The sequence below is a fragment of the Amycolatopsis sp. NPDC051061 genome (assembly GCF_040682935.1).
Lineage (GTDB): Bacteria > Actinomycetota > Actinomycetes > Mycobacteriales > Pseudonocardiaceae > Amycolatopsis.
Genome location: NZ_JBFBBZ010000036.1, coordinates 15,893 through 31,146 on the forward strand (window position 1 = coordinate 15,893; position 15,254 = coordinate 31,146).

The 15,254-nt window shown below is 70.8% G+C and carries 13 protein-coding genes; 8 read left to right on the forward strand and 5 right to left on the reverse strand.

Annotation, left to right across the window (positions count from 1 at the left end; genetic code table 11):
* Positions 1-80: 80 nt before the first annotated feature.
* Both AB0N03_RS36805 and AB0N03_RS36810 read right to left on the reverse strand, forming a co-directional pair.
* Entirely contained in the window at positions 81-431 is a 351-nt protein-coding gene (locus tag AB0N03_RS36805) for a metallopeptidase family protein (protein WP_155548455.1), read from the reverse strand.
* Positions 431-1,477 carry a septum formation family protein gene (locus AB0N03_RS36810; RefSeq protein ID WP_364381929.1) on the reverse strand — a complete coding sequence of 349 codons (1,047 nt, stop codon included), beginning with the start codon at positions 1,475-1,477 and terminating at the stop codon, positions 431-433. Before AB0N03_RS36810 ends, AB0N03_RS36805 begins: the two co-directional genes overlap by 1 nt.
* Before the next feature lie 95 nt (positions 1,478-1,572).
* On the opposite strand from AB0N03_RS36810, the gene AB0N03_RS36815 reads away from it, so the two are divergent.
* The 4 genes from AB0N03_RS36815 (at position 1,573) to AB0N03_RS36830 (ending at position 4,821) form a co-directional block, all read left to right on the forward strand.
* Positions 1,573-2,184, forward strand: coding sequence for a hypothetical protein (locus AB0N03_RS36815; protein ID WP_364381931.1), 612 nt, complete (start codon positions 1,573-1,575; stop codon positions 2,182-2,184).
* Positions 2,185-3,351: a glutathionylspermidine synthase family protein gene (locus tag AB0N03_RS36820; RefSeq protein ID WP_364381934.1), complete on the forward strand. Its 1,167-nt coding sequence runs from the start codon at positions 2,185-2,187 to the stop codon at positions 3,349-3,351. It abuts the gene before it with no gap.
* Positions 3,352-3,395: 44 nt separating this feature from the next.
* The gene (locus AB0N03_RS36825) at positions 3,396-3,848 is read left to right on the forward strand and encodes a DUF350 domain-containing protein (protein ID WP_364381937.1); all 453 of its coding nucleotides are present in this window, start codon (positions 3,396-3,398) and stop codon (positions 3,846-3,848) included.
* Between the two features lie 67 nt (positions 3,849-3,915).
* The gene (locus AB0N03_RS36830) at positions 3,916-4,821 is read left to right on the forward strand and encodes a haloalkane dehalogenase (RefSeq protein WP_364381939.1); all 906 of its coding nucleotides are present in this window, start codon (positions 3,916-3,918) and stop codon (positions 4,819-4,821) included.
* 71 nt (positions 4,822-4,892) lie between these two features.
* On the opposite strand, the gene AB0N03_RS36835 is transcribed toward AB0N03_RS36830, so the two are convergent.
* Positions 4,893-6,185 carry an aspartate aminotransferase family protein gene (locus AB0N03_RS36835; RefSeq protein WP_364381941.1) on the reverse strand — a complete coding sequence of 431 codons (1,293 nt, stop codon included), beginning with the start codon at positions 6,183-6,185 and terminating at the stop codon, positions 4,893-4,895.
* 119 nt (positions 6,186-6,304) lie between these two features.
* On the opposite strand from AB0N03_RS36835, the gene serS reads away from it, so the two are divergent.
* Together serS and AB0N03_RS36845 are read left to right on the forward strand one after the other, a co-directional pair.
* Positions 6,305-7,564 carry a serine--tRNA ligase gene (gene serS / locus AB0N03_RS36840; protein WP_364381944.1) on the forward strand — a complete coding sequence of 420 codons (1,260 nt, stop codon included), beginning with the start codon at positions 6,305-6,307 and terminating at the stop codon, positions 7,562-7,564.
* A 69-nt stretch (positions 7,565-7,633) separates the two neighbouring features.
* On the forward strand, positions 7,634-8,638 hold the full coding sequence (locus tag AB0N03_RS36845; protein WP_364381947.1) for a DUF3558 family protein: 1,005 nt from the start codon (positions 7,634-7,636) through the stop codon (positions 8,636-8,638).
* Here the strand turns inward: AB0N03_RS36845 and lhgO are convergent.
* Complete coding sequence (gene lhgO, locus AB0N03_RS36850; RefSeq protein ID WP_364381950.1) at positions 8,635-9,822, reverse strand: L-2-hydroxyglutarate oxidase; 1,188 nt, start codon at positions 9,820-9,822, stop codon at positions 8,635-8,637. The two genes, AB0N03_RS36845 and lhgO, sit on opposite strands and share 4 nt — an antisense overlap.
* Positions 9,823-9,833: 11 nt before the next feature.
* A complete protein-coding gene (locus AB0N03_RS36855) occupies positions 9,834-12,974 on the reverse strand; it encodes a BTAD domain-containing putative transcriptional regulator (protein ID WP_364381953.1) in 3,141 nt (1,046 codons plus the stop codon).
* Positions 12,975-13,102: 128 nt separating this feature from the next.
* Here AB0N03_RS36855 and AB0N03_RS36860 point away from each other — a divergent pair, with 128 nt between their 5' ends.
* Both AB0N03_RS36860 and AB0N03_RS36865 read left to right on the forward strand, forming a co-directional pair.
* Entirely contained in the window at positions 13,103-14,275 is a 1,173-nt protein-coding gene (locus AB0N03_RS36860) for a DegT/DnrJ/EryC1/StrS family aminotransferase (protein ID WP_364381956.1), read from the forward strand.
* Positions 14,276-14,298: 23 nt separating this feature from the next.
* Complete coding sequence (locus AB0N03_RS36865) at positions 14,299-15,228, forward strand: NAD-dependent epimerase/dehydratase family protein (RefSeq protein ID WP_364381959.1); 930 nt, start codon at positions 14,299-14,301, stop codon at positions 15,226-15,228.
* Positions 15,229-15,254 lie beyond the last annotated feature (26 nt).

Here is a 15,254-nt window from a genome sequence, read left to right on the forward strand (position 1 = left end):
GCGATCACCCAATGACTTCGAGTAACAGAATAAGGGTGATGTCACTCGATGGTGGTCACGGTGTCACTACTAGTGCGCGCTCAGCCCCAGCCGAGCTCGTGCAACCGGGCGTCGTCGATCCCGAAGTGGTGACCCAGCTCGTGCACGACGGTGATGAGGACCTCCTCGACGACCTCGTCCTCGTCCTCGCACATCGAGAGGATCGGCTGCCGGTAGATCGAGATCCGGTCGGGCAGCACCCCGCCGTACGACGACGTCCGCTCGGTCAGCGCGATCCCGTGGTAAAGCCCGAGGATGTCCGGAGCCTCGTCGTTGAACTCCTCGACCAGCACGACGACGTTGTCCATCGCCTTCGCGAACTCGGCCGGCACCTCGTCCAGGGCTTCCGAGACCAGTTCCTCGAACCGCTCCCGGCTCATCTCGACCGGCATCAGCCGTTCTGCTTCGACGTCGGCGGGGCGGAGCTCGACGTCGCCGGCCCGCCGCCCCCGTCCGAAGGCGGGCCGCCGTCCTGCGGCTGGCCGCCGTCCTGGGGCTGGCCACCGTCGGCGCCCGCCGGGGCCGCCTTGACGCTGCCGGTCACGGCCTGCAGGCCGCTCTTGTCCGGCAGGAGCGCCGCCACCTTGCAGTTGACCTTGGTCGACCCGGCGTCCCAGCTCTCCTGCTCCCGCAGGTCCCAGGTCAGGATCAGCTTCTTCGCGTCCAGGTCGGCGCCGCCCGTGTAGTCCGACGCCTGCTTGGTGCACTCGGTGTCGAGCCAGGCCTTCTGGTCGTCCTGCGACGGGTAGGTGTCCTTGAACTTCGTCTTGAGGTCGAGGGTCGCGATGATCTCGTAGGAGTGCGGCTTGGTGCACTCGAGCGGGTCGCCGACGCCCTTGCCCAGCAGCGCGAGGCAGGTGCCCGGCTCGAACACCAGCGACTGGTCCTGCTCCTTCGCCGGCCCGGTGGTCGTCAGCAGCGTGCCGCCGGGGCCCGCCCACTGCAGGCCGCACCGCAGCTGGCGGTCGCCGTCATCCCACTGTGACGGCGTCGGGCGCAGCAGGTTCGTCGTGAGCTTGCCGTACGGATCGAGGTTGTGGCCGAGGTACGGCTTCACGTCCGACGTGCACTTCTGCTGCGCTATCTGCTGCCATTGGTCCAGCGACGGCACCGGCGCGCCCTCCGGGAACTGCGCGCCGATGTCCACGAGCGCGGTGACCTCGAACTTGTGCGGCTGCGTGCAGGCCACCTTGTTCGCGTCGCTCGCGTCCGGGTTGGTCCAGGTCAGGCAGCTGCCGGGCGGGGAGTGGAAAGCCTCCTCGGCCTCCGCCGAGAGCTTGCCGGCACCGCCGCCGGACCCGCCGGTGACGCCGTCGCTCCAGGAGAACACGACGCTGAGGGCGAGCGCGATGAGCGCGCCCGCGAAGATCCCGCCCATCACGACGCGGGTGCGCAGCGTCTGCGTGGCGGCGGGGAACCGATCGGCGCTGGGAGACATCGCAGTCCATGATGCCCGCGCCGCGCGCGACGTGCGCGACCTAGGGTGGTTAGGGTGGGTCACGGTTTCGTGGTGGCCGGGATTACGGAGCGCACATGACGCAGGACAGCAACACTGGGGACCAGCCGCCCCCCGAGCCGCCGAAGCGCGGTTCGATGAGATTTCAGGACGCGAACACGCAGCCCAAGGAACCCTCTCTCGCCGAGCAGCGCGCGCGTCAGCAGGCGCTGGTGCAGGAGGAGCGCGACGAGGAGGTGGCCCGCCAGGCCGACGCCAAGGCGGCGACCCGGCGCAAGATCCTCATCGGCAGCGGCGTCACGGTCGGGCTCGTCGGCCTGGTCGCAACGTTCTACACGGTCGCGAAGCCGGCCGGCGACGTCACCGCCGTCTGCACCGACGCGAGCGGCGTCGTCCAGAACGACGACAACTGCGACGAGAACTACGTCACCAGTCACGGCGGCTACAACAGCGGTGGCTTCCTGTTCCTGCCGATCGGCGGTGGCGGCTACAACAGCTACCGCTACAACTACGGCGGCACCGGCGTCATCGGGCAGCGCGTGACCGGTGGCTCGTACGACGCGCCGTCGTCGCGCACCAACGTCAACACGAAGTCCGGCAAGTCCGTCCAGCGCGGCGGCTTCGGCATCAGCGGGAAGAGCGGCAGCACCGGGGGCACCGGCGGCAGCGGCAAGAGCGGGGGATCTTAGGTGTACCGGGACCGGCGTGAGCCGCGGCGCGACTGGCAGCGGATCGTCGAGGAGCAGGGGCTCGTCTACGGCACGCCGGCCCGCGACAGCAGCGGCCGGGTGCGGCCGTACTGGGACGAGTCCGTGCACTACGTCTTCGACATGGACGAGGTCCTCTCGCTCGAGGCCGACGTCGAACTGCTGCACTCGATGTGCCTGGAGGCCGTCGACAACGTCGTGACGACCGAGGGCTACCAGCGCTTCGGCATCCCGGAATGGGTCTGGCCGCACATCGCCGAGTCGTGGAAGCGGCAGGACCCGCACGTCTACGGCCGGTTCGACCTGCGCTACGACGGCAAGTCGCCGGCGAAGCTGCTGGAGTACAACGCGGACACGCCGACCACGCTGCTCGAGGCGTCGCTGCTGCAGTGGCACTGGAAGACCGACGTCTTCCCGGACGACGACCAGTGGAACTCGATCCACGAGAAGCTCGTCGAGCGGTGGGCGTTCCTGCAGGACAAGCTGCCGTCGAACGAGCTGCACTTCACCTGGTCGGCGGCCGACCCCTCCGGCGAGGACAACGTCACCACGGCGTACCTCCAGGAGACGGCGGCCGAGGCCGGGCTCGACACGGTCGGACTGGCGATCGAAGAGATCGGCTGGGACCCGGTGCTCAAGCGGTTCGTCGACCTCGAAGAGCGGCAGATGGCGACCGTGCTGAAGCTGTACCCGTGGGAGTGGGCGGTCGACGAGGAGTTCGGTCGCCACGCCGTCGAGTCGCTGCCGCGGACGCTGTGGATCGAGCCGCTCTGGAAGATGATCCTCTCCAACAAGACGCTGCTGGCGATCCTGTGGGAGAACTACCCGGGCCACCCGAACCTGCTGCCCGCGTTCGCCGACGACCCCGGCCTGCTCACCGAGTACGTCCGCAAGCCGAAGCTGGGCCGCGAGGGCGCGAACGTCCAGATCGTCGCGACCGGCTACGAGACCCAGACCGACGGCGTCTACGGTGCCGAAGGCTTCGTCTACCAGGCGTTCGACCCGCTCCCCGAGTTCGACGGCTACCGGCCGGCGCTCGGCGCGTGGATCGTCGGCGACAGCGCCGCCGGCCTGGGCATCCGGGAGACCGGTGGCCTGGTCACCGACGACGGTGCGGCATTTGTCCCACATCGCATCCCCGAAGCGTGATACAACACCGCTGCTGATCAGCTCTTTCTCCTGGGAGACAACTCGTGAACACGACCCTTGCGCTGTCCGACACGTTCGGCTCCGACCTCGTGCGGGGGATCGGCGCGATCCTGCTGTACGGCGTCATCGGCCTGCTGCTGATGTTCGCCGGCTTCTACGCGATCGACTGGACCACACCGGGCAAGCTGTCGAAGCTCGTGCACGCGGGTCTGCCGAACGCGGTGATCGTGACCGCATCCGGGCTGCTCGCGATGTCGTTCATCGTCGTCGTGGCGATCTTCAACTCGGCCAGCGACCTCACCGAGGGGCTCATCACCTCGCTGGTCTACGGCCTGATCGGGATCATCGTCCAGGTCGTCGCGGTCCGGCTGCTGGAGTGGGCGACCCGCATCGACGTGGCGTCGACCATCGAGAGCGAGAAGTTCGCCCCGGTGAGCATCGTCGTCGCGGCCGCGCACATCGGCCTGGGCCTCGTGGTGGCGGTCGGCATCTCCTGACCCGCCTTTGTGAGCCGGGTCACGCGACGCGTGGCCCGGCTCTTCCATTCGCACTAGCGTGGGGTTCGTGCGCCTGCTGAGGACACCGGACAACCGGTTCACGGACCTGCCCGACTTTCCCTTCGAGCCTCGCTACGTCGAACTCGACGACCCGCACGGCGGCCGGATCAGAGTCGGCTACGTGGAGGCGGGCCCGGCCGACGGCCCGCCGGTGCTCCTGCTGCACGGCGAGCCCAGCTGGTCCTTTCTGTACCGCAAGATGCTTCCGGTGCTGGCCACGGCCGGCCTGCGCGCGATCGCCCCGGACCTGGTCGGCTTCGGCCGGTCCGACAAGCCCGGCGACCAGGTGGACCACACGTACGCGCGCCACGTCGAGTGGATGCGCGGCTTCGCGTTCGACGCGCTGGACCTGCACGACGTGACGCTGGTCGGCCAGGACTGGGGCGGCCTGATCGGCCTCCGGCTGGTGGCGGAGAACCCGTCGCGGTTTTCGCGGGTCGTGGCGGCCAACACGGGGCTGCCCACCGGAGACGTCGACATGCCGCCGGTGTGGCACTCGTTCCGCGAGGCCGTGAAGAAGGCCCAGGTGCTGGATGTCGCACGGTTCGTCCAGTCGGGGTGCCGTTCGTCGCTGTCCGAGGCGGAGCGGGCGGCTTACGACGCGCCGTTCCCGAACGAGATGTACAAGGCGGCCCCGCGGGCGATGCCTTCGCTGGTGCCGTACCGGCCGGACGACCCGGCGTCCTCGGCGAACCGGGACGCGTGGAAGACGCTGACGGAGCTGGAGATCCCGTTTTCGGTGGCGTTCTCCGACGGCGACCCGATCACCGGCGGGATGGCACCGATCCTGAAGCGCTCGATGCGGGGTGCGCAGGGGTTGGAGCACCCGGTCATCGCCGGTGCGGGGCACTTCCTGCAGGAGGACGCGGGCGAGGAGCTGGCCGAGCACGTGGCGCGCTTCGTGCGGAGCTGAGCAGCCCCCGATTTCCACGCTAACGGAGGGCACCGACGGAATCGGTGCCCTCCGTTCGCGTTGTCCACAGGTCAGGTGAGCGCCGCGTGGGTTGCCGCCAGTGAGTCGACCAGGATGTCGAGCCCCTCCTGGGCCTCCTCCGCCGTCAACGTCATCGGCGGGCCCAACCTCAGGACGTTGCCGTGCAAACCGCCCTTCCCGACCAGCAGCCCGCGTTTCTTCGTCTCTTCCAGCATCCTCGCCGCCGCGGCCACGAAAGGCTCCGTCGTGCCCGGCTTGATCAGCTCCACCCCGATCATCAGCCCCTTGCCGCGCACCTCGGCCACCAGCGGGCTGCCGGAAGAACGCAGACCGGACAGCAACTGCGCACCCCGAGCCGCGCAGTTCGCCTGCAGGTCGTGGTCCTTGATGTAGTCCAGCACCGCCGTCGCGCCGGCCATGGACACCGGGTTGCCGCCGAACGTCGAGAACGACTGGGCCTGGAAGCAATCCAGGACGTCCCCGCGGGCCACCACCCCGCCGACCGCGAGCCCGTTCCCCAGGCCCTTCGCGAACGTCATCATGTCCGGCGTCACGCCGTGCGCGTCGATGCCCCAGAAGTGCTCGCCCGTGCGGCCCCAACCGGTCTGGACCTCGTCCGAAATGAACAGCACGCCGTAGGAATCCAGGACCTCCTTCATCGCCCGGAACAGGCCGTCCGGCGGGAGGCTGAACCCGCCGACGCCCTGGATCGGCTCGGCGATCAGGCACGCGACGTCGCCCGCCGTCGCCGTGTCCAGGACGTCCACCAGGTCCGCGACACACGCCTTGATGTAGTCGGCGTCCGACATGTCCCGGAACGGGCTTCGATAGCGATAACCGCCGTGGACGTAGTTGACCTTGACCGGGCTCAGCGCCGACGCCGACCAGCCGCGGTTGCCGGTGATCGCGACCGTTCCGAACGACCGGCCGTGGTAGGAGTTGCGCATCGCCAGCACCTGGTTGCTGCGCCGGAACTGCGTCGCCAGCATCAACGCCGTGTCGTTGGCCTCGCTGCCGGAGTTGGTGAAGAACACCTTCGCGTCCGGGATGTTCGAGAGCTTGGCGATCCGCTCGGCCAGCTCGACCTGCGACCGGATCAGGTACAGCGTCGAGGTGTGCAGGATGCCCGTGTCGAGCTGCTTGCGGACCGCGTCGCCGATCTCGGCGACGTCGTAGCCCATCGAGTTGGTCAGCACCCCGGCGAAGAAGTCGAGGTAGGTGCGGCCCCGCGAGTCCGTCATCCGCCGGTCGTGCGCGTGCACGATCTCGATCGGCTCTTCGTAGAGCAGGGACATCCAGGACGGCATGACAGCGCGGTGCCGGGCGAGCAGCTCATCGGTCATCGGGGCGCCTCCTCCGTGTTTCCTGGAGTATGAGGACGCCGTGAACAGCGCTTCAACGATCAGACTGTCGGGATAACCCAGTAGGGACGCACAGTCTGTACGGACTACCCTCTGTCTTCGTGATTGACCCCAGGACTCTGCGCGATGACCCGGAAGCCGTGCGCGCGTCGCAGCGCGCCCGTGGCGAGGACGAAGGAGTGGTCGACAAGCTGCTCTCGCTCGACTCCCGCCGCCGCTCTTCCATCGCGGCCGCCGACAAGCTGCGCAACGAGCAGAAGCTCCTGGGCAAGCAGATCCCGAAGGCCCCGCCGGCGGAGAAGCAGCAGCTGCTGGCCACCGCCAAGGAGCTCGCCGCGCAGGTCAAGGCCGCCGAGGCGGAACAGAACACGTCGTCGGAGGAGTTCGACCAGCTCTTCCGCACCGTGGCGAACCTCGTGCACCCGGACGCGCCGGTCGGCGGCGAGGACGACTTCGCCGTCGTCAAGCACGTCGGTGAGCCGACGAAGTTCGACTTCACCCCGAAGGACCACCTCGAGCTGCTCGAAGCGCTCGGCGGCGTCGACATGGAACGCGGCGCGAAGGTCTCGGGCTCGCGGTTCTACTTCCTCACCGGCGTCGGCGCGCAGCTGCAGCTCGGCCTGCTCAACATGGCCATCGCGCAGGCCCTCGAGAACGGCTTCACGCCGATGATCACGCCGTCGCTGGTCCGTCCGGAGATCATGGCCGGCACCGGCTTCCTCGGCCAGCACTCGAGCGAGATCTACCACCTCGAGGACGACGACCTGTACCTCGTCGGGACGTCGGAGGTGCCGCTGGCCGGCTTCCACTCCGACGAGATCCTCGACCTGACCGACGCCAAGCGGTACGCGGGCTGGTCGTCCTGCTACCGGCGCGAGGCCGGCTCGTACGGCCGGGACACCCGCGGCATCATCCGCGTCCACCAGTTCGACAAGGTGGAGATGTTCGTCTACACCAAGCCGGAGGACGCCGAGGCCGAGCACGAGCGGCTGCTCGGCTGGGAAGAGCAGATGCTCGCGAAGATCGAGGTGCCCTACCGGGTCATCGACACCGCGACCGGCGACCTCGGCACGTCCGCGCACCGCAAGTTCGACTGCGAGGCGTGGATCCCGACGCAGGACACCTACCGCGAGCTGACCTCGACGTCCAACTGCACGACGTTCCAGGCCCGCCGCCTGGCGATCCGCTACCGCGGCGAGAACGGGAAGCCGCTGATCGCCGCGACGCTCAACGGCACCCTGGCCACCACCCGGTGGATCGTCGCGATCATCGAGAACCACCAGCAGGAAGACGGCTCGGTCCGCGTGCCGGAGGCACTGCGCCCGTTCGTCGGCGGCAAGGAAGTCCTCACGCCCCGCTGATTCGGCCTTATGCCAGGTGCGCCCCCGTTCGGCCCAGTAGTGTCCGAGCCGAACGGGAGGATCCTTCGCATGCGCATGAAGTGGCAGGCCGTGGCGTCGCTGGCGGCCCTGGCCGTGGTGGTGTCCGGCTGCACGGTGGCCGTCGGCGGTTCGGCGTCGCCGGTGCCGGGCCAGGGCCCGATCGTCAAGGCCGTCGACGCCTGCTCGCTGCTGGACGAGGGCCAGCTCGACGCCCTCGGCTACGAGGCCAAGGGCCGCTCGGTGCCGGAGAACAAGGACCGGAACCAGTCGGCGATGTGCCTGTGGAACACGAAGGACGACGTCGAGCCGTCAGCCATCCTGAACGTCGGCTACACGACGGACATCGACTTCAACGAGTACATCGCCGGGGCCGTCCCGAAGGGCGACCCGCAGCAGATCGCCGGCTTCAGCTGGCGGCAGTATCCGTCGCTCCTCTCCGACGACTGCGTGCTGTACGCCCTCCTCGGGGACAAGTCCTTCGCGTACGTCAGCGTCTCGGAACCGCCCCTCGAAAAGTCGTGCGAGCTGGCCAAGGCGGCGGTCCCGCAGGTCGCGGCCCACCTGCCCGGCGGCCAGGACGCGCCGTCGATCACCCCGACGGCGCCGGCCAAGACCGAGCCGGGTGGCCCACTGCTCTCGGCCGACCCGTGCGCGACGTTGAAGCCGGACCAGGTGGCGCAGCTGAAGAACATCTCGCCCACTGGTGAGAAGGACAACTCGTCGGCGGTGCCCAACGCGACCTACTGCCTCTGGGACGACACCGACGGCGACGAGGGCCAGAAGGCGTTCGAGGTCTGGTTCGGTCCCAGCACGCCGGTCGGGGACTGGCCAGGCGCGAACAACGTCGCCCCGACCGAGACCGTCGACGTCGGCGGGAAGAAGTGGGGCGTCTTCCCGAACATGGGCGGCCTGCGCGCGACCTGCGGCGCGACCCTGCCGATCACCGACACGTCGTCGGTGCAGGTGGTCAGCGGGTTCATCGGCGACGACACCAAGACGTGCGACGCCGTCAAGCAGGGCCTGCCGCTGGTGACGGCGAACCTGCCGAGTTAGGCCTCTGAGACCTGGTCGGCGATGTGGCGCGCGATCTCGAGCGCGCTCGTCGCGGCCGGCGACGGCGCGTTCAGGACGTGCACCTGGTCGCGCGCGGTTTCGATGAGGAAGTCGTCGACGAGCGAGCCGTCGCGGCGCATCGCCTGCGCGCGCACGCCGGAGCCGTGGCGGACGATGTCGTCCTCGGTGACGGCCGGGACGAGCCGGGCGAGGCTCGCGGCGAACCGCTTCTTCGAGAACGAGCGGCGGACCTCGTCGAGCCCGGTCGGGAACGCGTACTTCTTCGCGAGCCGCCAGACGCCGGGGAAGGTCGCGACCTCGGCGACGTCCTTGGCGGAGAAGTCGGCCCAGCGGTAGCCCTCGCGGCGCAGCGCGAGCACGGCGTTCGGGCCCGCGTGCACGCTGCCGTCGAGCATCCGCGTGAGGTGCACGCCCAGGAACGGCAGCGTCGGGTCGGGCACCGGGTAGATCAGGCCCTTGACCAGGCCGCGGCGTTCGGGCTTGAGCTCGTAGTACTCCCCGCGGAACGGCACGATCTTCGCCGACGGCGTCAGCCCGGCCAGCCGCGCGACGCGGTCGGAGTGCAGGCCGGCGCAGTTCACGAGCCCGTCCGCGACGATGACGTCTTCGCCGGTCGCGACCTCGACGCCGCCGTCGCTCCCGGCGCGGATGGCCAGCGCGGGGCTGTTCAGCCGGAGGTCGACGCCGGCTTCGTCGAGCAGCCGGACGAGCGCCTGGCAGACGCCGGGGAAGTCGATGATCCCGGTGGACTCGACCCGCAGCGCGGCGACGCAGGCGACCTCGGGCTCGTGTTCGCGGGCTTCGGCGGGGGAGATCTTCTTCGCCGGGACGCCGTTGGCTTCGGCCCGCTCGGCGAGGGTGTTCAGCGCGGGGATCTCCTTCTCGTCGGTGGCGACGACGAGCTTCCCGCAGACCTCGACGGGCACGCCGTACTGGCGCGCGAAGTCCACGATGGACCGGTTCCCGGCCACGGACATGCGTGCCTTGAAGGACCCCGGCTTGTAGTAGAGCCCCGCGTGGACGACGTTCGAGTTGTGCCCGGTCTGGTGCGCCGCCCAGCGCGGCTCCTTCTCCAGCACCGTGACGTCCAGCCCGCGCCTGGTCAGCTCCCAGGCCACGGCCAGACCGACGATCCCGCCCCCGACGACCACCACGTTGCGCACGATCGACCAGGCTACGCGAGCGGCGAAGGGCGCGGACCAGCGGCTGAGCCGGAACGCGGCTGCTCGCCGTCCAGTCCGGCCGCGGTCAGCGCCTTCTGCGCGCTCATCCCCAAGCCCGTCCGGTAAGCCCGCTCGAACCCGGCCGTCCCCAGCGACTCCGCGACCCGGGACCGCACCGACGAGGCGTCCGGGTCGCCGGCGATCGACGTCCCCCGCACGCCCGCCGCCGCGCCGAGCAGGGTCGCCGCCTGCGCCGGCCGAGCCACCCCGGCCAAGCCCTCCAGCGCGAACGCCACGACGTCGCCCGCGTGCCACTGCCGTCCGGTCAGCAGGGCCGAGCGGTGCAGCCGGGCCGCTTCGGCCGGACGCCCTTCGGCCAGCGCCAGCCAGCCCAGCGAGATCAGCGCCATCGCGCGGACCGTCTCCGCCGCGAACGAGCCGCCCGGGCACTCCGCGAGCGCGCGCTCGCACCACTCCCGGGCCGCGGCCAGCTCGCCGGACAGGCGGGCCAGGTTCGCCAGCCCGACGTGAGCCGCCGCGCGGGACTCGGGCATCCCCGTGCGGCGAGCCGTCGCCGCCGCCAGTTCGTAGTCGGTGCGGGCGCCGGCCGGGTCGCCCGACAGCAGCCGGGTCCAGGCGCGGCGGCAGATCAGGTCGGCGGCGTCGTCCGTCGCGCCGATCTCGTGGATCAACCCCAGCGCCTCGTCCATCAGCGGCAGCGCGGCGTCGTGCTCGCCGCGCCACGTGAGCAGCTGGGACAGGTGGTCCAGCGCCATCGACAGGCCCCACCGCTCACCCAGCGCGCGGAACTGCGCCGCGCCCTCGCGAAGGCCGTCCTCGGCCCCGGTCAGGTCGCCGGACATCATCGCCCGCAGGCCGATGCCCGTCGGCAGCAACGCCCAGCCCCAGGCGTCCCCGGCCGCCAGCAGCCCCTCGCCGCGGCCGGCCAGCTCGTCGTCGTCGGCGGGCGGGCCCACGACGACGCCGAGCAGCATCACCAGCATCGGGTTCCGGGGCGACCAGTCGCCGTCGGTCGCGTAGCGCCGCACCAGCGGCAGGTACTGCTCCAGCGACTCGTGCGGCGAGCCCGACATCGCCCCGAGCACGCACACCAGGAACTCCTCGACGTACTCATCGCGCAGCTCCGGCGTGACCCGCGAGACGACCGCGAGCGACAACCCGGCGCCCTCGAACCGCCGTCCGCGCATCCACCAGTACATCGCCAGCAGCGGAACCAGCCGCAGCGCGAGCGCGACGTCGTGCTCGGTCGCCCAGCGCAGGGCGGCCAGGAGGTTGTCGTACTCGGCGTCGAGCCGGTCCAGCCACGCCAGCTGCGCGGCGGTCCGCAGCATCGGGTCGGCTTCCTCGGCGAACCGCAGGAAGTACTCGGCGTGCGCGCGGTGGACGGTCTCGGTCTCGCCCGCTTCGGCGAGCTTCTCGGCGCCGAACGCACGGATCGTCTCCAGCATCCGGAACCGTCCGCCGACGGCTTCGACCAGCGACTTGTCGGCCAGTTCGAGCAGCAGGTCGGAGTCGGCGCCGCAGACCTCGGCCGCCGCGGCGAGCGTCGCGCCGCCGGGGAACACCGTCAGGCGCCGCGCCAGCTCGCGTTCGTCGTCGCCGAGCAGGTCCCAGCTCCACTCGACGACCCCGCGCAGCGAGCGGTGCCGCTCCTCGGCCGTCCGGCTGCCGCGGGCGAGCAGGCGGAACCGGTCGTCGAGCCGGGCCGCGATCTCGCCGAGGTCCAGGCTCCGGACGCGCGCCGCGGCCAGCTCCAGCGCCAGCGGCAGGCCGTCGAGGGCCGCGCAGACGTGCTGGACGTCGCCGATCGTCGCCTCGCCGACGGTGAACGCGGGATCGCTCGCGGCCGCGCGTTCGGCGAACAACCGGATCGCCGGGTACGCCAAGGCCTCCGGGGCGGGCGTCCCGGGCGGCGGCACGGCCAGCCGCGGCACCGGCGCCAGCTGCTCGCCGGTGATGCCGAGCGGCTCGCGGCTCGTGGCCAGCACCCGCAGCCCGGGACACGCGCCGAGCAGCCGCGCGGCCAGCCGGGCCGCGACGTCGACGACGTGCTCGCAGTTGTCGAGCACCAGCAGCGCCGCCCGGTCGCGCAGCGCCGAGATCAGGCGGTCGGCCGGGTCCTGCGGGCCGCCGCGCGAGCTTTCGCGCAGGCCGAGCGCGCCCAGGACCGCCCCGGCGACACCGGGACCGTCGTGCGGGGCCAGCTCGACGAACGCGACCGGCCCGGCCTCGGCCGCGGCTGCTTCGACGGCCAGCCGCGTCTTGCCGGTACCGCCCGGCCCGGTCAGCGTCACGAGCCGGCTGCGTTCGAGCAGCTCGGCCACCTGCCGCAGCTCGTCGTCCCGGCCGACGAAGCTGGTCAGCTGCGCGGGCAGCGCGGACATCGCCGGCTTCTCGGTTTCGCCGCGAAGCACGGCGAGGTGGGCTTCGGCGAGGTCCGGGCCCGGGTCGGCGCCCAGCTCGTCGGCCAGCGTGCGGCGGGCGTCTTCGAACGCGGCCAGCGCGTCGGCCGGTCGGCCCGCGGCGGCGAGCGCCCGGACGAGCTGCGCGCGCGGGCGTTCCCGCAGCGGCTGCGCGGCGACGGTCTCCCGCAGCTCGGCGAGGACGTCTTCGGCCTGCCCGAGGGCCAGCCGGGCCTCGACGTGGTCGTCCGCCGCGTCGGCCCGCAGCTCCTCGAGCCGGGCGGCCTGGGCGGCGGCGAACGGCGCGTCGGCCAGGTCGGTGAACGCCGTCCCACGCCACAACGCCATCGCTTCGCCCACTGTGGACGCCGCTCGTGCGTGCTCGCCGCTCTTCAGCAGCGCCCGGCCTTCGCGCGCCAGACGTTCGAAAGCGTGAACGTCCACTTCGTCCGGTTCGACGACCAGGCGGTACCCGGCCGCGGTGAACTCGACCGGTGCCAGCTCCTTCAACGCCGTCCGCAGCCGGGACACCTGTGATTGGAGCGCGTTGGCCGCGCCGTCCGGCGGGTGCTCGCCGTACATGCCGTCGATCAGCCGTTCGGCCGGGACGAACCGCCCGGCCTCCAGGGCGAGCAGCGCCAGCAACATCCGCGACCGCGGGCCGCCCACCGCCACCGGCGTGCCGTCCCGGCTCCACGCGGCGACGGCCCCCAGTACCCCGAATCGCATGGGCCCCAGCCTAAGACGTCCCCCGACCTGGGGAAGTCTTCACACCGTGGTGGTCTTCGGTGTGGGGCTGTGAATCACCTGAGAGAGCGTCTATACACTTCGCCGGGTCCCCACGCAATGGGAGAGGTATGTCGACCGACAGCATCAGTAGCCGCCTCCGCGGGAAAGAGCACGTCGGCGGGATTGCCCTCGGCCAACCCACCGTGGGCGAAGAAGAGCTCGCCGCCGTGGCCGAGGTCTTCCGATCCGGCTGGCTGGCCGGTGCCGGCCCGGCGTGCCGCCGCTTCGAGGAGCGGTTCGCCCAGGTCACCGGCACCGCGCACGCGTTGACGACCGCGAACTGCGGTTCCGCGCTCTTCCTGGGCCTCAAGGTGCTGGGCGTGCGGCCCGGCGACGAGGTCATCGTCGGCGACTACACCTTTCCCGCCACCGGCCACGCCGTGGTGCAGGCCGGCGCGACCCCGGTGTTCGCCGACATCCGCCCGGACGTCTTCAGCGCCGACCCGGCCCACGTCGAGTCCCTGATCACGTCGAAGACCGTCGGCATCCTCGTCGTCGACGTCGCGGGCCAGCCGGGCGACTTCGACGAGTACCGCGCGATCGCCGACAAGCACGGCCTCTGGCTCTTCGAGGACGCCGCGTGCGCCGCCGGCGCGACGTACAAGACGCGCCCCGCCGGCAGCCTCGCCGACCTCGCCGCGTTCTCCTTCCACGGCCGCAAGGGCATCACCGCGGGCGAAGGCGGCGCGCTGGTCTCCGACCGCGAAGACCTCATCGCGCACGCCCGCAAGCTCCACACCTACGGCATCGAGCCGGCGATCAGCCGCGAAGGCTCCGACACGCTGCCGATCCCGGAGTTCCACGAGCTCGGCTACAACTTCCGCATGTCGGACGTCCAGGCCGCGATCATGAACGTCCAGCTCGACCGGCTGCCGGACCTCCTCGCCGCCCGCCGGTCCGTCGCGAAGCGCTATCACGAGGCCTTCGAGGACGTCGACGCGCTGACCGTCCCGGTCGAACTGTCCGATCGGGAGCACCCGTGGCAGGCCTACCTGCTCACGGTCGCGCCGCAGGTCAGCCGCGACACTCTCGCCCTGCGCGTCCGCGAGCGGGGCGTCCAGTGCAACTTCGGCACCTACGCCTCGCACCTGCAGCCGATCTACGGTCCCCAGGCCCCGCTGCCCGTCTCGGCGGACGCGTTCGCGCGTCAGCTCGCGATCCCCATGCACGCCAACCTCACCGACGCCGAGGTCACCCGCGTCGGCGAGGTCGTGCGCGAAGCCGTGCAGTCCCTGTCCTGAAGCCGCCTACCGAGGAGAAATTGGTGTCCGACAAGAAGGTGCTCTTCACCGGGGCTGGCGGGTTCATCGCCGCGCACGTGATCCCGCTGCTCATCGAGGGCGGCTACACGGTGCGGATCTTCGACAACATGACCCGCGGCGACCGCGCCCGCGTCGACGAGTTCGTCGCCACCGGCAAGGTCGAGCTCGTCGAGAAGGACGTCCGCTACGGCGGGGCGGTGCGCGAGGCCATGCGCGGCTGCACGCACGTCATCCACTTCGCGACGGTGTCGATCAACAAGTCGATCGCCGACCCGCACGAGTCGATCGACATCAACATGGTCGGCAACCACAACGTGTTCGCCGCGGCGGCCGACGAGGGCGTCGAGCGCCTGGTGTTCGCTTCGACCGCGTCGGTCTACGGCGAGCCGAAGCGGCTGCCGATGCACGAGGACGACGAGCTCAAGCCGCTCACGCCGTACTGCATCTCGAAGCGCGCCGGCGAGGACATGCTCGGCTTCTACGAGCGCACCAAGGGCCTGTCCTGGAACGCGCTGCGGTTCTTCAACGTGTACGGCCCGGGCCAGAAGATCGAGGCCTACTACACGTCGGTGATCAACCACTTCATCCAGCGCCTGCGCGCCGGCCAGCCGCCGATCATCGACGGCCGCGGCGACCAGTCGATGGACTTCGTGCACGTCGCCGACCTCGCGCGCGCCGTCGTCGCCGCGCTGGAGTCGGAGCGGGCGAACCTGCCGATCAACATCGGCACCGGCATCGACACGTCGATCGCCGCGCTGGCGAAGATCCTCATCGAGGCCGTCGGCGTCGACGTCGAGCCGCTGTTCAACGAGCGTGACGTGCTGGTGTCGCGGCGCGCCGCCGACATCAGCCGCGCCCGCGAGGTGCTCGGCTGGGAACCGCGGATCACCGTCGAAGACGGGATGCGGGAACTGGTCAAGGAAACCGAGTGAGTGCCACGGCGGGGCCGGCTCGGGGA